The organism is Caulobacter sp. GW821-FHT10A10, from assembly GCF_059415745.1.
On record NZ_JBWKNV010000010.1, the window covers coordinates 150,667 to 164,631 of the forward strand.

Annotated in this window: 12 protein-coding genes; 7 read left to right on the forward strand and 5 right to left on the reverse strand. The window is 65.7% G+C overall.

Annotated features, from left to right (window positions below):
* Positions 1-3 precede the first annotated feature (3 nt).
* The gene (locus tag AC07NS_RS23725) at positions 4-495 is read right to left on the reverse strand and encodes a PIN domain-containing protein (RefSeq protein ID WP_494607279.1); all 492 of its coding nucleotides are present in this window, start codon (positions 493-495) and stop codon (positions 4-6) included.
* The gene (locus tag AC07NS_RS23730; RefSeq protein WP_494607281.1) at positions 495-1,553 is read right to left on the reverse strand and encodes an ImmA/IrrE family metallo-endopeptidase; all 1,059 of its coding nucleotides are present in this window, start codon (positions 1,551-1,553) and stop codon (positions 495-497) included. Before AC07NS_RS23730 ends, AC07NS_RS23725 begins: the two co-directional genes overlap by 1 nt.
* 156 nt (positions 1,554-1,709) lie before the next feature.
* On the opposite strand from AC07NS_RS23730, the gene AC07NS_RS23735 reads away from it, so the two are divergent.
* The 5 genes from AC07NS_RS23735 (at position 1,710) to AC07NS_RS23755 (ending at position 8,408) form a co-directional block, all read left to right on the forward strand.
* Entirely contained in the window at positions 1,710-3,251 is a 1,542-nt protein-coding gene (locus AC07NS_RS23735; protein ID WP_494607283.1) for a nucleotidyltransferase, read from the forward strand.
* 14 nt (positions 3,252-3,265) lie between these two features.
* Positions 3,266-4,375 carry an SAVED domain-containing protein gene (locus AC07NS_RS23740; protein ID WP_494607285.1) on the forward strand — a complete coding sequence of 370 codons (1,110 nt, stop codon included), beginning with the start codon at positions 3,266-3,268 and terminating at the stop codon, positions 4,373-4,375.
* Between the two features lie 217 nt (positions 4,376-4,592).
* Positions 4,593-5,675, forward strand: coding sequence for a hypothetical protein (locus tag AC07NS_RS23745; protein ID WP_494607287.1), 1,083 nt, complete (start codon positions 4,593-4,595; stop codon positions 5,673-5,675).
* Positions 5,672-6,445 (forward strand): hypothetical protein, encoded by a 774-nt coding sequence (locus AC07NS_RS23750; protein WP_494607289.1) that lies wholly within the window; start codon positions 5,672-5,674, stop codon positions 6,443-6,445. Before AC07NS_RS23745 ends, AC07NS_RS23750 begins: the two co-directional genes overlap by 4 nt.
* 478 nt (positions 6,446-6,923) lie before the next feature.
* Complete coding sequence (locus tag AC07NS_RS23755; protein WP_494607290.1) at positions 6,924-8,408, forward strand: sensor histidine kinase; 1,485 nt, start codon at positions 6,924-6,926, stop codon at positions 8,406-8,408.
* 63 nt (positions 8,409-8,471) lie between these two features.
* Here the strand turns inward: AC07NS_RS23755 and AC07NS_RS23760 are convergent, their stop codons facing one another.
* Positions 8,472-9,668 (reverse strand): tyrosine-type recombinase/integrase, encoded by a 1,197-nt coding sequence (locus AC07NS_RS23760; RefSeq protein WP_494607292.1) that lies wholly within the window; start codon positions 9,666-9,668, stop codon positions 8,472-8,474.
* Positions 9,669-9,909: 241 nt separating this feature from the next.
* Between AC07NS_RS23760 and AC07NS_RS23765 the strand changes: the two genes are divergently transcribed.
* Together AC07NS_RS23765 and AC07NS_RS23770 are read left to right on the forward strand one after the other, a co-directional pair.
* The gene (locus AC07NS_RS23765; protein WP_494607294.1) at positions 9,910-10,623 is read left to right on the forward strand and encodes an esterase/lipase family protein; all 714 of its coding nucleotides are present in this window, start codon (positions 9,910-9,912) and stop codon (positions 10,621-10,623) included.
* Positions 10,624-10,712: 89 nt separating this feature from the next.
* Positions 10,713-11,201 (forward strand): nucleoside 2-deoxyribosyltransferase domain-containing protein, encoded by a 489-nt coding sequence (locus AC07NS_RS23770; RefSeq protein ID WP_494607296.1) that lies wholly within the window; start codon positions 10,713-10,715, stop codon positions 11,199-11,201.
* A gap of 133 nt (positions 11,202-11,334) precedes the next feature.
* Here the strand turns inward: AC07NS_RS23770 and AC07NS_RS23775 are convergent, their stop codons facing one another.
* The gene (locus AC07NS_RS23775) at positions 11,335-12,927 is read right to left on the reverse strand and encodes an ABC-F family ATP-binding cassette domain-containing protein (protein WP_494607298.1); all 1,593 of its coding nucleotides are present in this window, start codon (positions 12,925-12,927) and stop codon (positions 11,335-11,337) included.
* Positions 12,928-13,056: 129 nt separating this feature from the next.
* On the reverse strand, positions 13,057-13,728 hold the full coding sequence (locus tag AC07NS_RS23780; RefSeq protein WP_494607300.1) for a hypothetical protein: 672 nt from the start codon (positions 13,726-13,728) through the stop codon (positions 13,057-13,059).
* Positions 13,729-13,965 lie beyond the last annotated feature (237 nt).

Below are 13,965 nucleotides of genomic sequence, written 5' to 3' on the forward strand. Positions count from 1 at the left end.
CTGTCAGTTTCGATCGTAGCGTCGCAACCTTTGACCGACCTGGGCCCGGAGTATCTTGCAACGGGACTTACCGGCGATCGATGCAAGACCCGCCCGCAATGCGGATGACGAATGACCTTTCTGCTCAAGAAGATCGACGATGCACAACAGCGTCCGGACTTTGATCTTGCGCCCTTCGGCGATGCGACGCAGGGGCCCCTCGCCGCTCAACAACGCCCAGCTGCGCGCACCCGCGAGCGTGCAGGCAAACGCCTCGGACGTGGAAAGAGCCCTTTCCTGGCGCGATAAGGTCGTGGCGGTTCTCACCTCGGTTTCGCCTAGGGTCTCGACCTGGAGGCCAAGGCCGACCAATCGATCGCGGAGCTCCGTACCAAGATCGTGGCGCACGAAGACGTCGGTGGCGACAAAGGTTTCGTCCAGGCCAAACGCGGCCTCCAGGAAATCGCCTCGTTGCAGGTCATTGATAACCGCGGTGTCCGAGACGAGGATCGTCATTAGGCCTCCCAGCCCCCCAGGCGCGCCTCGAGCTCTTGACGGCTCAGTCCGAGAAGCTCGGCCGCGCGGCTTTCACTGACAATATTCTCGGCCAGGGCCCGATAGCAAAGCCGCTCGAAGCGCTTGGGCACTTCGTAGGCGGGATCCAGGCGTTCGGGCTCTTCGAACGGCGCGGTGCGCCAGCCGTGGTCGGTAAACACCTTGAACAGCGCCGAGAACGTTTTCTGGTCGATAATTCCAAGCTCCTTGCAGCGATAGGTCAGGGCCTGAATGCTGACGCCGAAGCGACGCTTCAGCGCCGCCAACTCCGCGATGCCGATGCTGGAGCGATTCGCGCCGACCTCAGCGCGCAGGACATCGGCGGGCATCAGGAAGGCCCCAGCGAAGCGATGGGCCGCCTTTTCCTCGTCCAGGTCGCCCACCAACCTCATCACCATATGACCCAGCTCGTGGGCCAGGGTGAAACGCTTGCGCTCGCTCCAGATATTGCCTCGGATCACCACGACCCGCGCAGCGTCGCGTCCGCGCCGTCGCACCCGCGCGGCGAGACCGTCGATGTCGTCGAGATCGAGGGACAACACCTTGACGCCACGCTCTTCGAGAAGTTCGGCCAAGCGTGGGATCGGGTCGTGGCCCAGACCCCATTCGTCCCGAACAGACCGCGCGGCGTCCTCGGCGTCGCGAAGATCGGCGATAGGGTAGGGCGCGCTGCGGGGCTTTTCCCAGTCGATGCTGCGCAAGCCCAGCAGGTCCTCGACCGCCAGATAGCGCTCCAGCATCTGCAGAGTCTTTGCCTCGATGGTCGCCTCTTCGCGCGCCGAAGCCTTCTTGCGAAAATCCACCCCCTCCAGGACCAGTTCCTCATCGCTCAGCAGATGGCCTTCGCTGACACCGAGGGCCTGGGCCAGGCCGATCAGCACGCGCGAGCTGGGCATGGACTCGTCGCGCTCGTACTTGCCAACCGCCTGGGCCGTGACCAGCCCGTCCATGCGCGCGGACAATTCCCGGAGCGATAATCCCGCGGCGGCGCGGGCGATTTTCAGGCGATGTCCGATCATGGTCGACTCCGCGAGTTTACAAAAAATAATAAAACGCACATTTTTGTAAACCGATCCCTCTTGAATATCGGGCTTTAGCCACCATTCTGACAACAGTGAAGCCTGTTTCGGCATGTGGTGTAAACCGAAGAGCGGGCGAGAAAGGAGATCAGCACCATGAACGCCCTGCTCAATAACAGCCGCAATGCCGAGGAGGTCCTGGAGGCGCTCGCCGACGCCCTGCAGGTTTCCGACGCCCGCTACCAGGCGGCCGACCGCAGTTACAAATCGCTCGCCGCCTGGCTTCATCGCCCGGAATCGACCCTGCTGAGCACGGACCCGGACGTCTACATCCAGGGCTCGTTCCAACTCGGCACGGCCGTTCGGCCCGCCTCGGCGGACGGGGACTACGACCTGGATCTCGTCTGCGAGATGAACCTGTCGAAGTCGAACCTGACCCAGGCTCAGGTTAAGGCGTTGCTCGGCGCGGAGATGGCCAGCTACGCCAAGAGCAAGGGCATGGCGCCCCCTGACGAAGGCCGCCGCTGCTGGACATTGCAGTACCACGACGGAGCCCAATTCCACCTCGACGCCCTGCCGGCCCTTCCGGACGGAGCGCGCCAGCGCCTGTTGCTCGAGAGCGCTGGCCTGTCGACCACCTGGACCGACACGGCGATCGCGATCACCGACAAGGATCACCGCAACTACCGCAGCTATTCTCCCGACTGGCCGCACAGCAATCCCAGAGGCTATGCGCGCTGGTTCCAAGCCCGGATGGCGGCGGTGTTCGAAGCCCGTCGGCGGGTCCTGGCCATGGAAGCCCGAGCGTCGGTCGAGGACATCCCCGAATACGCCGTCCGCACGCCGCTGCAGAGCGCCATCCAGATCCTCAAGCACCATCGCGACCTGATGTTCGCCGATCGCTGCGAAGACAAGCCGATCTCAATCATCATCACCACCTTGGCGGCGATGGCCTACGGGCAGCAAACGACGATTGGCGCGACGCTCCTGGCTGTCCTGAGCAAGATGGACACGTTTATCGAAACCAGGAATGGCGTGCGCTGGATCGCCAACCCCACCGATGGCGCGGAGAACTTCGCCGACCGCTGGGTCTCCCATCCCAAACGCAAAGCAGCCTTTTACGAATGGCTCGGCCAGGCCCGGGCCGACTTTTATGCGGCTGGGGCGGCCAGCAGCCGCGCGGGCGCGGCCCTGTCGCTGGAACCGCGACTGCGCAGCCGGATCACCGCCCAGGTGTTCGACCGCCTGAAGGGAAGCGCGGCGCGTGCGGCCGGCGCCGCGGCCTCGGCGATTCGTCAGATCCTTAATCCGCCGCACCGCCAGCCCGCCCCTTGGGCGGCCGTGGATCAAGGTCATGTTCAAATTGGGTCGGCGCTGGTCGAACGTAGCGGCTTTCGGCCGGACCGCTACTACAACGGCGGCTCCAACCTGCCCAAGCGCTGCAGCCTCACCTTCGAGGCTGAGACCAACGTGCCCGCGCCGTACAAGGTCTACTGGCAGGTCGTGAACACCGGTTCGGAGGCCGCAGCCGTAGCCGGCGGCCTGCGCGGCGGTTTCAACGAGGGCGTCGTCAGCGTCGGCAAGCTCACTCGCCGCGAAGACACCCTCTACGCCGGCGTCCACAGCATCGAATGCTTCATCGTCAAAAACGGTCTGCTGGCGGCGCGTAGCGGTCAGTTCATCGTCAACATCGGCTAAAGAGGAGAAGGCCGATGAAGGCGCATCTGCACCGTTTCATCAACCAGGCGATCGACTGGCTCTTTCGCCGGCGGTCGGTCGGCCTAGCGCTGATCCGCTCCGGCGTGGCGATACTGGCGCTGGTGTTTACCGTCAGTTGGGTTGTACGGGCCAAGGCCTTTGGTCCCGACTGGGGCCTGGATCTGGTGGTCGACAGCGGCGGCGGGACGCTGGCGGCCCTGCAGATCGCCGGCTTCAGTCTGGGCGCAGTGCTGATCCTTGCCGGGCTGATCATGGAATGGCGCCGCTTCGCCGAGGAGCGCCGGCGGCTGCAGCGCAAGAAGGTCATCGCCATCGAGGTCCGCGGCCTGCGCGACACCGCCGGAACGCCGGTGGCGGACGCCGTACCGGCCGACATTGAGGGCAACCGCGAAGCCCTGCTGCTGAATCTCAGACAACTGACCGACGGCAAGATCGCCGAGCCAGCCGTCGCCTTGCGAAAGCTCTTGGCCCTGCCCGGCGACCTTGAACGCCGAACAGATGGACTGGACCGGTCCGATGTGACGGTCGTCTACGGCGGTCTCGCGCCCGTGCCGCTGACCTTCCTGACCGGCGCGCTCGTCGACGACGAAGGCCCCGTGCGAATACTCGACTGGGACCGGCATCGGGAAAACTGGCGCCCTCTGGACGAACCTGACGATGAGGCCCGGTTCGAAACGGCCGGTCTGGCCACTGTCGAACAGGGTGCGGCCAAGGTCTCGCTAGCGGTTTCGGTCTCCTATGGCGTCGATCTGCAGGCCGTTCGTCGCTTGCGTCCCGATGCGCAGCTGGTGACCTTGGTCCTCCCCGGAGGGGCGCCGGACTGTCATTGGTCCGAAGACAAGCAGCGCGCCCTAGGCCAGCAGTTCCTGGAGACGCTCATCGCCCTGGCCAATCGCGGCGTCGGGCATATCGACCTCTTTCTGGCGGCTCAGAACAGCGTCGCCTTTCGGTTCGGCCGCCTCTACGACCGCCGCAACCTGCCGCCGGTGACGATCCACCAGTATGAAAAGGCTTTGCCAGCCCGCTACCCCTGGGGCGTGCGCCTCGACCACGGCGTGGAGGCGAGTGTCGTTGAGACAGCACAGGAGTATCGAGATGCCTGACGGTGGTTTTGGCGGTCTGGCCGTCGATGACGAACTGGTCCTGAAGAAGATCCAGACCTTCGGGTTCCTAGAGAAGCTGTGTCAGCAGCTGGACCTAACCCGATAGCCGCCGGTCTCGTGGATAGATACGTCGGATGCTCGCCTTCGAGCGTCGCGGTAGGTTTATGTTCTTGCTTTGTGCCGATTTGTTCCCCTCCCTCATGCTGTGGAGCTACGGTTGAAAAACCCGACTTGGACGGACGCTGAACTTCTTCATCACGATTTCAAAGTCTTGGATCGACCGGAGCTGGCTGAGCCAGATCTGAACCCCGCCAAGCCGCCGCCCGGCGCGCCCATACGGTTCCTTCGATCCTACGACATCACGCCGCCAAGCAATCTGCGAGACCGTCGGAAGGTCCAGCCTTACGTTTGGTGCGCTCTCTGTCAGGAAGAAACGCACTGGAAGGGTTGGATCGCCGAATACGGCGGTGGCCAGCGCTGCGTCATTGGACAGGATTGCGCTAAGCGCAACGGCGGTGAAGTCATTCGCTTGGCTGCTCGCGATTTCGAAGCCCGTCAGCGCCGCGCCGACGCGCTCAAAGGCCGGCAGGCTGCATTGCCGTTGCTGGAGTTGACCCGAAAGGCCCTGGAAGAGTGGGGCGCGAGTCCCGGGGTCGCGGCGGTGCTCGACTGGCGTTCGCAGATGCGCCACTTGTCGGGGCACTTTCATGACGCAGTTATGGAAGCGGCCAAGGCTTCTCCGCCGACGCTATTGCTCGAGGAGGACGTGCGCGACCACGCCGCCGAGCAGCGCATCGCCGCGCGACGAGGAGGCTCGGCGAAGATCGATCCGATCTACAAAACGGTCCACGTGTCTTACGGTCAAGTCGTCGGTTCGGCCCTCTACAGCGGTCCATCGCCGAGCGCGCGAATCCGCCTCCTCCTGGAGCGCTTGGCGCAAGCGCGCGCGACATTGGCTCGTCCAACGGATGGGCCGCACGGGGCCATAAGCACCAAGGACTTGCTGAACGCCTTGACCGAGTTGCGCGGAGTCCTGGCCGGTGCGAAGGACTTGGAAAAAGCTTACAAAGGCTTTGAAGCTGGCCTGACGCCCGAGGCTCTGGGCGTGATCGTCGCCTGGCACAACAAGCGCAAGTACCGAGACCTTGAAGCCGAGAAGATCATCCAGAAGGATCGCCAGTTGACGGTCGATCGAAACTGGGGCGCCAAGACCACGGCGCGCCTTCCCGATCCTGAACCGATCGTGCGGCCGGCGATGCTCGATCGACTGGACGCGGCCCTTCAGGGACGCATCGCGTGACAGACGCGGTCGAGTACGCCGCGCGCGAGGCCGCCCATGAAATACTCGACTCTATCGAGATCGCGCCGTCGTCAGCGCGCCTGGAACTTGCGTTGAGCGCCGTTCGCGTTGCCCCCGCGCTAAGCGACGCCTACGCGGCGGTGGCGCGGAGCCTGCACCAGGACACGCGGGAGGCGGCGGCCGCGTGGCTTGCGGCCCGCGAGCTAGCTCGACGCGATATTGGCGAGCGACTGGACGCCGACATTGGACAGCTTTGGTATGTCGCCTTTGGCCGGGAGTACTTGCGTACTTGCCTCGGCTACGCCCTGTGCTGCGTGCAGCGGACTGAATATGACGAGGCCGTCGCTCAATTCACGCGGCTCTTGGTGCTGGACCCCGATGATCATCAGCGGGTGCGCCCCGTTTTAGGGGCAACCCTGCTAATGGCGGGCCGATTTGCGCAGTTCGAATGCTTCCGGGAGGCCATGGACGACGTGGTTGAGACGGATTGGCTCTACCTTTTGGCCTACCATTCCATCGCGACGCGGGCTCCTCTGCCTGAACGCAAGCAGCGCCTTGGGGACGCGCTCACAGCCAATCGGCACGTGCCAGTATACCTGCACGCCACCGAGGTGTTGACGCTGGACCCGCCCGACTACGTGACACCAGGCCAGGCAGATGAAGCTTTTGCCTTCGCGGTGTCCCCAGGCGGGCGTCTCTGGCGGCAAAATCCGATCGCTATGCGGTATCTGCAGGTCGAGGCAAAACGTGGCCTAAGAGTGTCGCTCTAAGCGGCCTTGAAAACGTCTCACTACGCCACGCGCCAATGCCCTACCGCTAAATTTGGCTGAAGGTCCGCTGGCGCGCTATGGCGCGCGGTGAACTGGCACCGTATAGCGACGATATTCGGCCGGACGCCAAAGCCGTCTTTCCCGTCGCCCATAGCTACCGAATGTCCACTTTCGGAGGCGAAGCCAATGGCAGCTCCTGGCGCTGCCTTACCGATCGTGCAGGGCCGGTAGGATCGCGAAAAGCCGCAGAGATTGGTCGGTGATCTAAGCCGAGCTGCCTATGTCGGTCATGCGACAGTGCGAACCTCCAGCATTGTTATGGTGCGGGCGTTGATGACGCGATCCTTTTCCCTACCTCCCTAAGCCGTAGCTGCGCATAGCCGGTTTCGTCCCTCCGGCGAGGCGGCGCGGTAGGCTGTCGATTGTAACTTCACCTTTGAGCTGCCGACGCATTGTGAGGCATGGAGTTGGACGGAGCATGGCTGAAGAGTCGCTGGATGATCCGAAAGCTGGGCTAGCGGCGGCAAAGGTTGAAAACACCGGGCTACGCGAGGCCAATAATGGGCTGTCGAGCCCTTCCGACGACACGGCGGACCGTAATCACTTCGAAGGCGCTCTGCGTGGAAGCGAGGAACGTCTCCGATTGGCCGTCGAGATTGGCGGCCTTGCCAGCTGGGACTGGAACATCGCCTCGGGCAAGGTCGTGTGGAACGACCGCCACTTCTTGCAGCAGGGCTACGCGGTCGGAGAGGTTTTACCCAGCTACCAGGCCTGGCTCGACCGGTTGCATCCGGACGATCGCGACGAGACGGTGGCGTTGATCGAAGCGGCTCGCGATGGCCGGTCGACTTTCCATCATGAATTCCGCGCCCTATGGCCAGACGGTTCAATCCACTGGCGCGCGGCGCGCGGTCGATTTTTCTACGATGAAAATGGCGCCCCGGTTCGCATGATCGGCGTCGCTGAGGACATCACCGAGCAAAAGCTCTCGGTCCAGCGAATGGCGGCCTCCGAGGCGCGGCTGCGCTTGGCGCTGGAAGCGGGCCGAATGGCCCCGTTCGAATGGTCGCTCGACGACACACTCCCTCCTGTAAGTGACGACCTGCGCCAGGGTGTAGACTTTGGCGACGCTCGCGCTCGCGTCGAAGAGGGACGCGCTCGCCACCACCCGGATGATGCCGCTCTTCTGGATCAGACGCGACAGCGCGCCCTCGACGGCGACGAGACCTTTCTGGATTTCGAATTCAGGCGCCTAACGGCTGACGGCCAATTGCGCTGGCTGCAGGTCCGATCGGAGATCGTTCGCGATAACCTTGGCCGGCCCCGGAAGTTGGTCGGCGTACAGTTGGACGTTACCGAGCAGCGGGAGAATGAAGAGCGTCTGCGGCTTCTGATGCTCGAGGTCGATCATCGCGCCAAGAACCTGTTGTTTGTCGTGCAGAGCATGGTCTCGCTCGCCAAGGCTGGTGATCTCGAAACCTACCGACAAGCCCTGCTGGGACGGATCGAGTCTCTCTCGCGCGCCCATCAGTTGCTCGCTGAAAGTCGATGGTCGGGCGGCGACCTGCGCCAGCTCCTGTCGGAAGAACTTGGCCCTTACGGCTTGGGCGATAATGGTCACATCAAGCTCGACGGGCCGCCGATCTCCTTGCCGGCCAGACATGCTCAAGCGCTTGCGCTCTGCCTCCATGAACTGGCGACCAACGCCGCCAAGTATGGCGCATTGTCTGTCGATGAAGGCGTCTTGACCGTTCACTGGCGTAGCAGCCATGGGCAGCTTCACCTGTCATGGATCGAGCGTGGCGGGCCGTCCGTCGTCGCGCCCAGACATACAGGATTTGGCGGGACCTTGCTCAAACGGAGCCTTCAGCCGTTCGGCGGTCAGGTGGAATTACAATGGGCAGAGGTAGGGCTGAGCGCGCAGATCGCGCTCCCACTGCAGGCTAACCCAGACCCCGCATAGGTCGTCCTTCCGAAGGTGCGGCGACGACAGCAATTGGCGCGACATCGCCGTTAATGGAACGAACTAGGCTGGAAATAAGGCAACAACTTTCCGCTTCGTCGTACCAGAACAATAGCCGGCCCAAGCTTCCATGAGCTTACGGCGCTTGTCGAACAGATCGCCTCGCCTGTAGGCAGCCTCAGCTTTGTTGGCAATCGTATGAGCCAGGGCCATTTCGCAAACCTCGTGGGAGAAGCCTGTCGTTTCCGATGCCCAATCGCGGAAGGTCGAGCGAAAGCCATGAACAGTGACCTCGCTCTTCATACGACGTAGCAGCATGGCCATCGCCATAGAGGACAGTGGTGAAACCGACGTTGCGCCCGGAAACACATGACCGGTTGACCCAACCTCCAGCCGCTCCGCGATTATTTTCATCGCTCGGCCAGAGAGGGGAACGCGATGTTCGCGCCCTGCTTTCATGCGGTTGGCAGGAATGGTCCAGATCTCCTTATGAACGTCGATCTCATCCCAACTCGCGCCTAACACTTCGCCCGACCGAGCGCCGGTCAGGATCAAAAACTCCAAAGCGCGGGCCGCCACTGCGCTACGGGCGCGTAGGTCCTCCATGAACTCTGGCATGCCGTCATAGGGGAGCGCGGCATGATGCCCGCGCGCCAATCGTTGGCGCTTTGGCAGCAGCTGATTCAAGTGACCGCGCCAACGCGCCGGATTCTCACCTGTTCGAAGCCCTTTGGCCTTCGCCGCGTCCAGGACATTCTCGATCCGCCCGCGCAAGCGCTCAGCCGTTTCGGGCGTGCGAGACCAGAGTGGCTTTAAAACATCCAGAATGTCTTGAGTGGTGATCTCGTTAACCGGTCGCTCGCGGATCGGCGCTGCGTACTTGGTAAGCGTCATCTTCCATTGCGCGACATGCTTGGCGTTGCGCCAAGATGCCTGCATCGCGTCGACATAGGCATCGGCACAGGCGCCGAATGTCTGAACTGTATCGTCTCTGGCGCGCTCGACCTTGGGGTCGATCCCGTTCGCAAGCATCGCCCGGATGCCCGCAGCTTCTGCGCGAGCATCGGCCAAGCTTAAATCACGCCGACCACCTAACCCAAGTTCGACGCGTTTACCCGCTCGCGTATACATAAAGACCCAGCGGCGACGTCCGCTCTCATCGATCGAGAGATAGAGGCCTCCACCATCGGAATGTCGGCCAGGCTTGTTCAGCTTGGCCGCTTGGAGCGCAGTCAGCTTATGCAGCGAACGTCCAGCCATTGGAGTCTCCGCCTAACATCTCCGCCGAACCTTTTCGGCCCCACTTTCGGTCCCACTTTCGGTCCCATTTCGTTCTCAAGACCGAGTGAGCTAACGATGGACAGGATGGCATGAACATCGAAATTAATCCATTCTATTCAATAATATACAGACATGACGCGGGACATTCTGACGCGGTATGGGATTACTGGTTTGGCGGACTCTCTCACCGCCACCGCTCTTCCTCGCGCGGAAGCCTCACATGACCTCAGTCGATCCTAGGACCCGGGATGACGGCCGCGCGCGGCAAGGCGTGCTGCTGCTGCATGGCCATAGCCGTACGGGGCGGTCGATGGGCAAGCTGGCGGCGCGGCTGAGAGCCGCCGGTTTCCGGACCTGGGCGCCGACCTATTCCTTCCGCGCCCCGCTGCCCAAGGTCGTGGACCGCCTGCTGCCCGAGTTCGCCGCCTTCGAGCGGTCCTTCGACGGACCGCTGCACATCGTCGCCCACTCGCTGGGCAGCCTGGTCGCCCGTGCGCTGCTGGCGCGGCGCCGGCCGGACCGGCTGGGAAAGGTCGTCATGCTGGCCCCGCCCAACGGCGGCAGCGAGTGGACCGACGTCCTCGCCCGCCTGCGGCTGGACCGGATCACGCTGGGCGCCATGGCGCCGCATCTGCTGACCGCGCCGTCGCCGGACGACGCGGCCATGCTGGGCGCCGTCGATTTCGAGCTGGGCGTCATCGCCGGCGACCGCGCTCTGGACCCGATCCTGCCTCGGCTGATCCTGCCGCGCCCCAACGACGGCAAGGTCTCGGTGGCGGCGACGCGCATCGCCGGCATGAGCGACCACGTCGTCCTGCCGGTCACCCACCCGCTGATGATCTTCAATCCCCGGGTGGGCGAGCAGGTGCAGGCCTATCTGGAAACCGGGCGGTTCCTGGACGTGGAAAACGACGCCCTCCGCCGGACCGCGTGACCACCCGGGTGCGCCTGGCGTAAGGACACGGCATGATCCGCCCGTCCCTTCATCGTTTCGCCCTCCTCCTCGCCGCCCTGAGTGTCTGCATGACGACCAACGCCCTGGCCGCCCCGACCGTCGTGACCTCGCCCGAGACCCTGCCCGCCGCGCACGACCGGCCGCGCGTGTTCCTGGGCGGCAGCATCGACATGGGCAAGGCGGTCGACTGGCAGGCCCAGGTGATCGCCGCCCTGGCCGACCAGGACGTGGTCATCCTCAATCCGCGCCGCCCCGACTGGAACCCGGCCTGGAAGCCGGTGGCCGAAGAGCCCGAATTCCGCCGCCAGGTCGAGTGGGAACTGGCCGCCCTCGAAAGCGCCGACGTCATCGTGCTCTACCTGACGCCCGGCTCCCAGGCCCCGATCAGCCTGCTGGAGATGGGCCTGCACGCGCGGAGCGGAAAGCTGGTGGTGCTGTGCCCCGAGGGCTTCTGGCGCAAGGACAATGTCGACATCACCGGCGAGAAGTATGGGGTAAAGCAGGTCGAGAGCCTGGACGCCCTGATCGCCGAGGTGAAGGCGCGGGTGGGGAAGTAGGCCCTTCTCCCCTTGCGGGAGAAGGTGGCGGCGAAGCCGACGGATGAGGGGTCGAAAGGCCTGTCCGATAGTTCTGAGAGACCCCTCACCCGACCTCCTTCGGAGGCCACCCTCTCCCGCAAGGGGAGAGGGATCAGAGGAGCACCTCCCGTTCCACCCCGATCCCGGCCAGGAAATCCGGGTCGTGGCTGACGACCAGCAACGCCCCGTCATAGCCCGCCAGCGCCGCCTCCACGGCCGCCACCGAGTCCAGGTCCAGATGGTTGGTGGGCTCGTCGAGGATCAGCAGTTGCGGCGGGGTCGGTCCCGCGAGCACGCAGGCCAGGGCCGCGCGCAGGCGTTCGCCGCCGCTCAAGGAACCGGCCGGCCGGTCGGCGGCGCTGTTGCGGAAGAGGAAGCGGGCCAGGGCGGCCTGGGCGGCGTTGCGGTCGGCGGCGGGGTGCAGGCGCTGGAAGGCTTCGCGCAGGGTCTCGTCCGGACGCAGAATCGCCAACGACTGGTCGAGCATCACCGCCGGGACGCCGCGCGTGACCGTTCCGGCCGTCGGCGCCAGCATGCCGGCCGCCAGGTTCAGCAGGGTCGACTTGCCCGCGCCGTTGGGACCGCGCACCGCCACGCGCTCGGGGCCGGCGAGGCGCAGGCTGACGCCCTCCAGCACCGGCGGCCTGCCGGGCCAGGCGAAGGCGACGTCCTCCAGCGACAGCACCAGCCGTCCCGCCGGCAGGCCGGTCGGCGGCAGATCAAAGCCCAGGGTCCGTGCGCGCTCGACCCGCTTCTCGGCGCTCTCGACCGCCTCGCGGGCGGACGACTGCAGGCGCTCGGCCAGGCGGCGCTCCTTGCCGCCGGTGTTCTCGGCCCGCTCGGCTCGGGCGCCGAGCAGGATCTTGGGCTCTGATCCCTTGGCGGCGAAGCGCTTGCCGGCGGCGTCGCGGCGAGCCTTGCGCTCAACGGCGGCCTGGGCCTCGCGGGCGGCGCGGCGCTCGTCGCGCTCGGCGCTGTCCAGGGCCCGGCCGGCGGCCTCCACCTCGGCCGCCTTGCGCTCGGCATAGAGGTCGTAGCCGCCGCCGTAGCTGGCCGCGCCCAGGCTGGAGATCTCGACGATGCGGTCCATGCCACGCAGCAGCGAGCGGTCGTGGCTGGCGACGATCGCCCCGCCCTTCCAGCGGTCGAGCACCTCGCCCACCAGATCCCGCGCCTGGGCGTCGAGGTGGTTGGTCGGCTCGTCCAGCAGGATCAGGTCGGGGGCTGCCAGCAGCAGGGCGGCCAGGCCCGCGCGGGTCTGCTGGCCGCCGCTGAGCGCGCTGGCGGGCCGGTCGGGGTCGAGACCGGTCAGACCGACCTCCGCCAGGGCCTCGTCCAGCCGCGTGGACAGGGTCCAGTCGGCCTCGGCGAAGTCGGTGTCGTCGCCTTGCCCCGCCTCGATGCGGGCCAGCCGCCGCCAGGCCGCGCCGACGCCCAGGCGGTCGGCGAGGATCGCGTCCGGCGCCAGGTCGGGCGTCTGGTCGAGCACGCCGATCGTGCCGGCGCGGGCGATCGTCCCGGCCAGGGGGGCGCGCACGCCGGCGATCAGCGCCAGCAGGGTCGACTTGCCCGCGCCGTTGCGACCGACCAGGCCGACGCGCTCGGCGCCGACCGACAGGTTCAGGTTTTCGAAGAGGACGCGGCCGTCAGGCGCGGCGGCGGAGACGGAGTCCAACGTGATGAAGGCCAAATGGGCGACAGGCATGGGAAACCACGAACAGGGAAACGGGAAGGACGAAGCGGTCTTCCGTCTGGCTGATCATGGCGGCCTCCATCAGGGGTGGAGCCGGGCTTCTACGCCCGCGAACCGGGTTCGGCAAGCTGGGCCGCGAGGTCAGCAGATCCCGTCGCGCAGGCGCGGCTGCGACGCGCGGCCGGCGCGATAGGCGCCGCAGCGGGCCTGCTTGCGGGCGTCCTCGGCGAAGGGCGGCGGGGGCGGCGGCAGGCCGCGGGGTACGAACCTGGCCGGCGGCGGGGCGGGACGGCCCACGGGTCCCATCCGCGGCGACGGAGCCTTGGCGGCGAGACTTCCCCAGCACCTGTCCTTCTCCTCGTCGGTCAGGTGCTCGCTGCTGAGGCCCTTGCAGGCCCGGTGGTAGCGGCCCCAGCGGAAATCCGGATTGCCTTCCGTCAGCTTCCAGCGATCAACCGCCTTGGGATCGACGCGCCAGGCGGGATCGATCGACGGTGCGGCGGGTCCAGGCGGTCCGGCGGGCGACGCCCCCTCCCCTTCGCCCGGCGTGGCGGGCGCGGCGCCGTCGGGACTGGTCCGAGGTTCGGAAGCGCTTGTCGCCGAAGGCGAAGACGACGCCCTGGCCGCTCGTTTCGGCGCGGGCGGCGGGTCTTCCTCCTCCGTGCGATCGAGCTCCACCAGCATGGCCGGCGGCTCCACCGGCGGCGCCCCGCGCTCGACCAGCGACAGCAGACCGATCAGCAGCAGGTTGGCCGCCAGCCCCGCCGGAGCCGCGACCGCCCACCGTCCGACCGCCCGTCGCCCCCGCCGCATCGCCCCGCCACCCCAGATTGCTCTGATGGCGCATGCTCACGCTTCGATGGCGTCCGAAATTCGACCGCGCGGCGCCCGCTTTGCGCCCTCCGGACCGCCCGCTGCTGACATTTGATGTCAGCAGGACTGGCAGCAGGATGGCTGCGGCGTTTGTTCGCATGTTGTTCTTGTGTTAATGCCGCGCCAGAGCCCTACATATAGCCGCTGCGCCGCGCCTCGCGCGTGGCTCCCAATCCG

Coding starts and splice junctions, on each gene's coding strand:
- AC07NS_RS23735 (WP_494607283.1), top strand. CDS start 1,710: ATGAACGCCCTGCTCAATAACAGCCGCAATGCCGAGGAGGTCCTGGAG.
- AC07NS_RS23730 (WP_494607281.1), bottom strand. CDS start 1,553: ATGATCGGACATCGCCTGAAAATCGCCCGCGCCGCCGCGGGATTATCG.
- AC07NS_RS23775 (WP_494607298.1), bottom strand. CDS start 12,927: ATGCCTGTCGCCCATTTGGCCTTCATCACGTTGGACTCCGTCTCCGCC.
- AC07NS_RS23725 (WP_494607279.1), bottom strand. CDS start 495: ATGACGATCCTCGTCTCGGACACCGCGGTTATCAATGACCTGCAACGA.
- AC07NS_RS23755 (WP_494607290.1), top strand. CDS start 6,924: ATGGCTGAAGAGTCGCTGGATGATCCGAAAGCTGGGCTAGCGGCGGCA.
- AC07NS_RS23765 (WP_494607294.1), top strand. CDS start 9,910: ATGACCTCAGTCGATCCTAGGACCCGGGATGACGGCCGCGCGCGGCAA.
- AC07NS_RS23740 (WP_494607285.1), top strand. CDS start 3,266: ATGAAGGCGCATCTGCACCGTTTCATCAACCAGGCGATCGACTGGCTC.
- AC07NS_RS23770 (WP_494607296.1), top strand. CDS start 10,713: ATGACGACCAACGCCCTGGCCGCCCCGACCGTCGTGACCTCGCCCGAG.
- AC07NS_RS23780 (WP_494607300.1), bottom strand. CDS start 13,728: ATGCGGCGGGGGCGACGGGCGGTCGGACGGTGGGCGGTCGCGGCTCCG.
- AC07NS_RS23760 (WP_494607292.1), bottom strand. CDS start 9,668: ATGGCTGGACGTTCGCTGCATAAGCTGACTGCGCTCCAAGCGGCCAAG.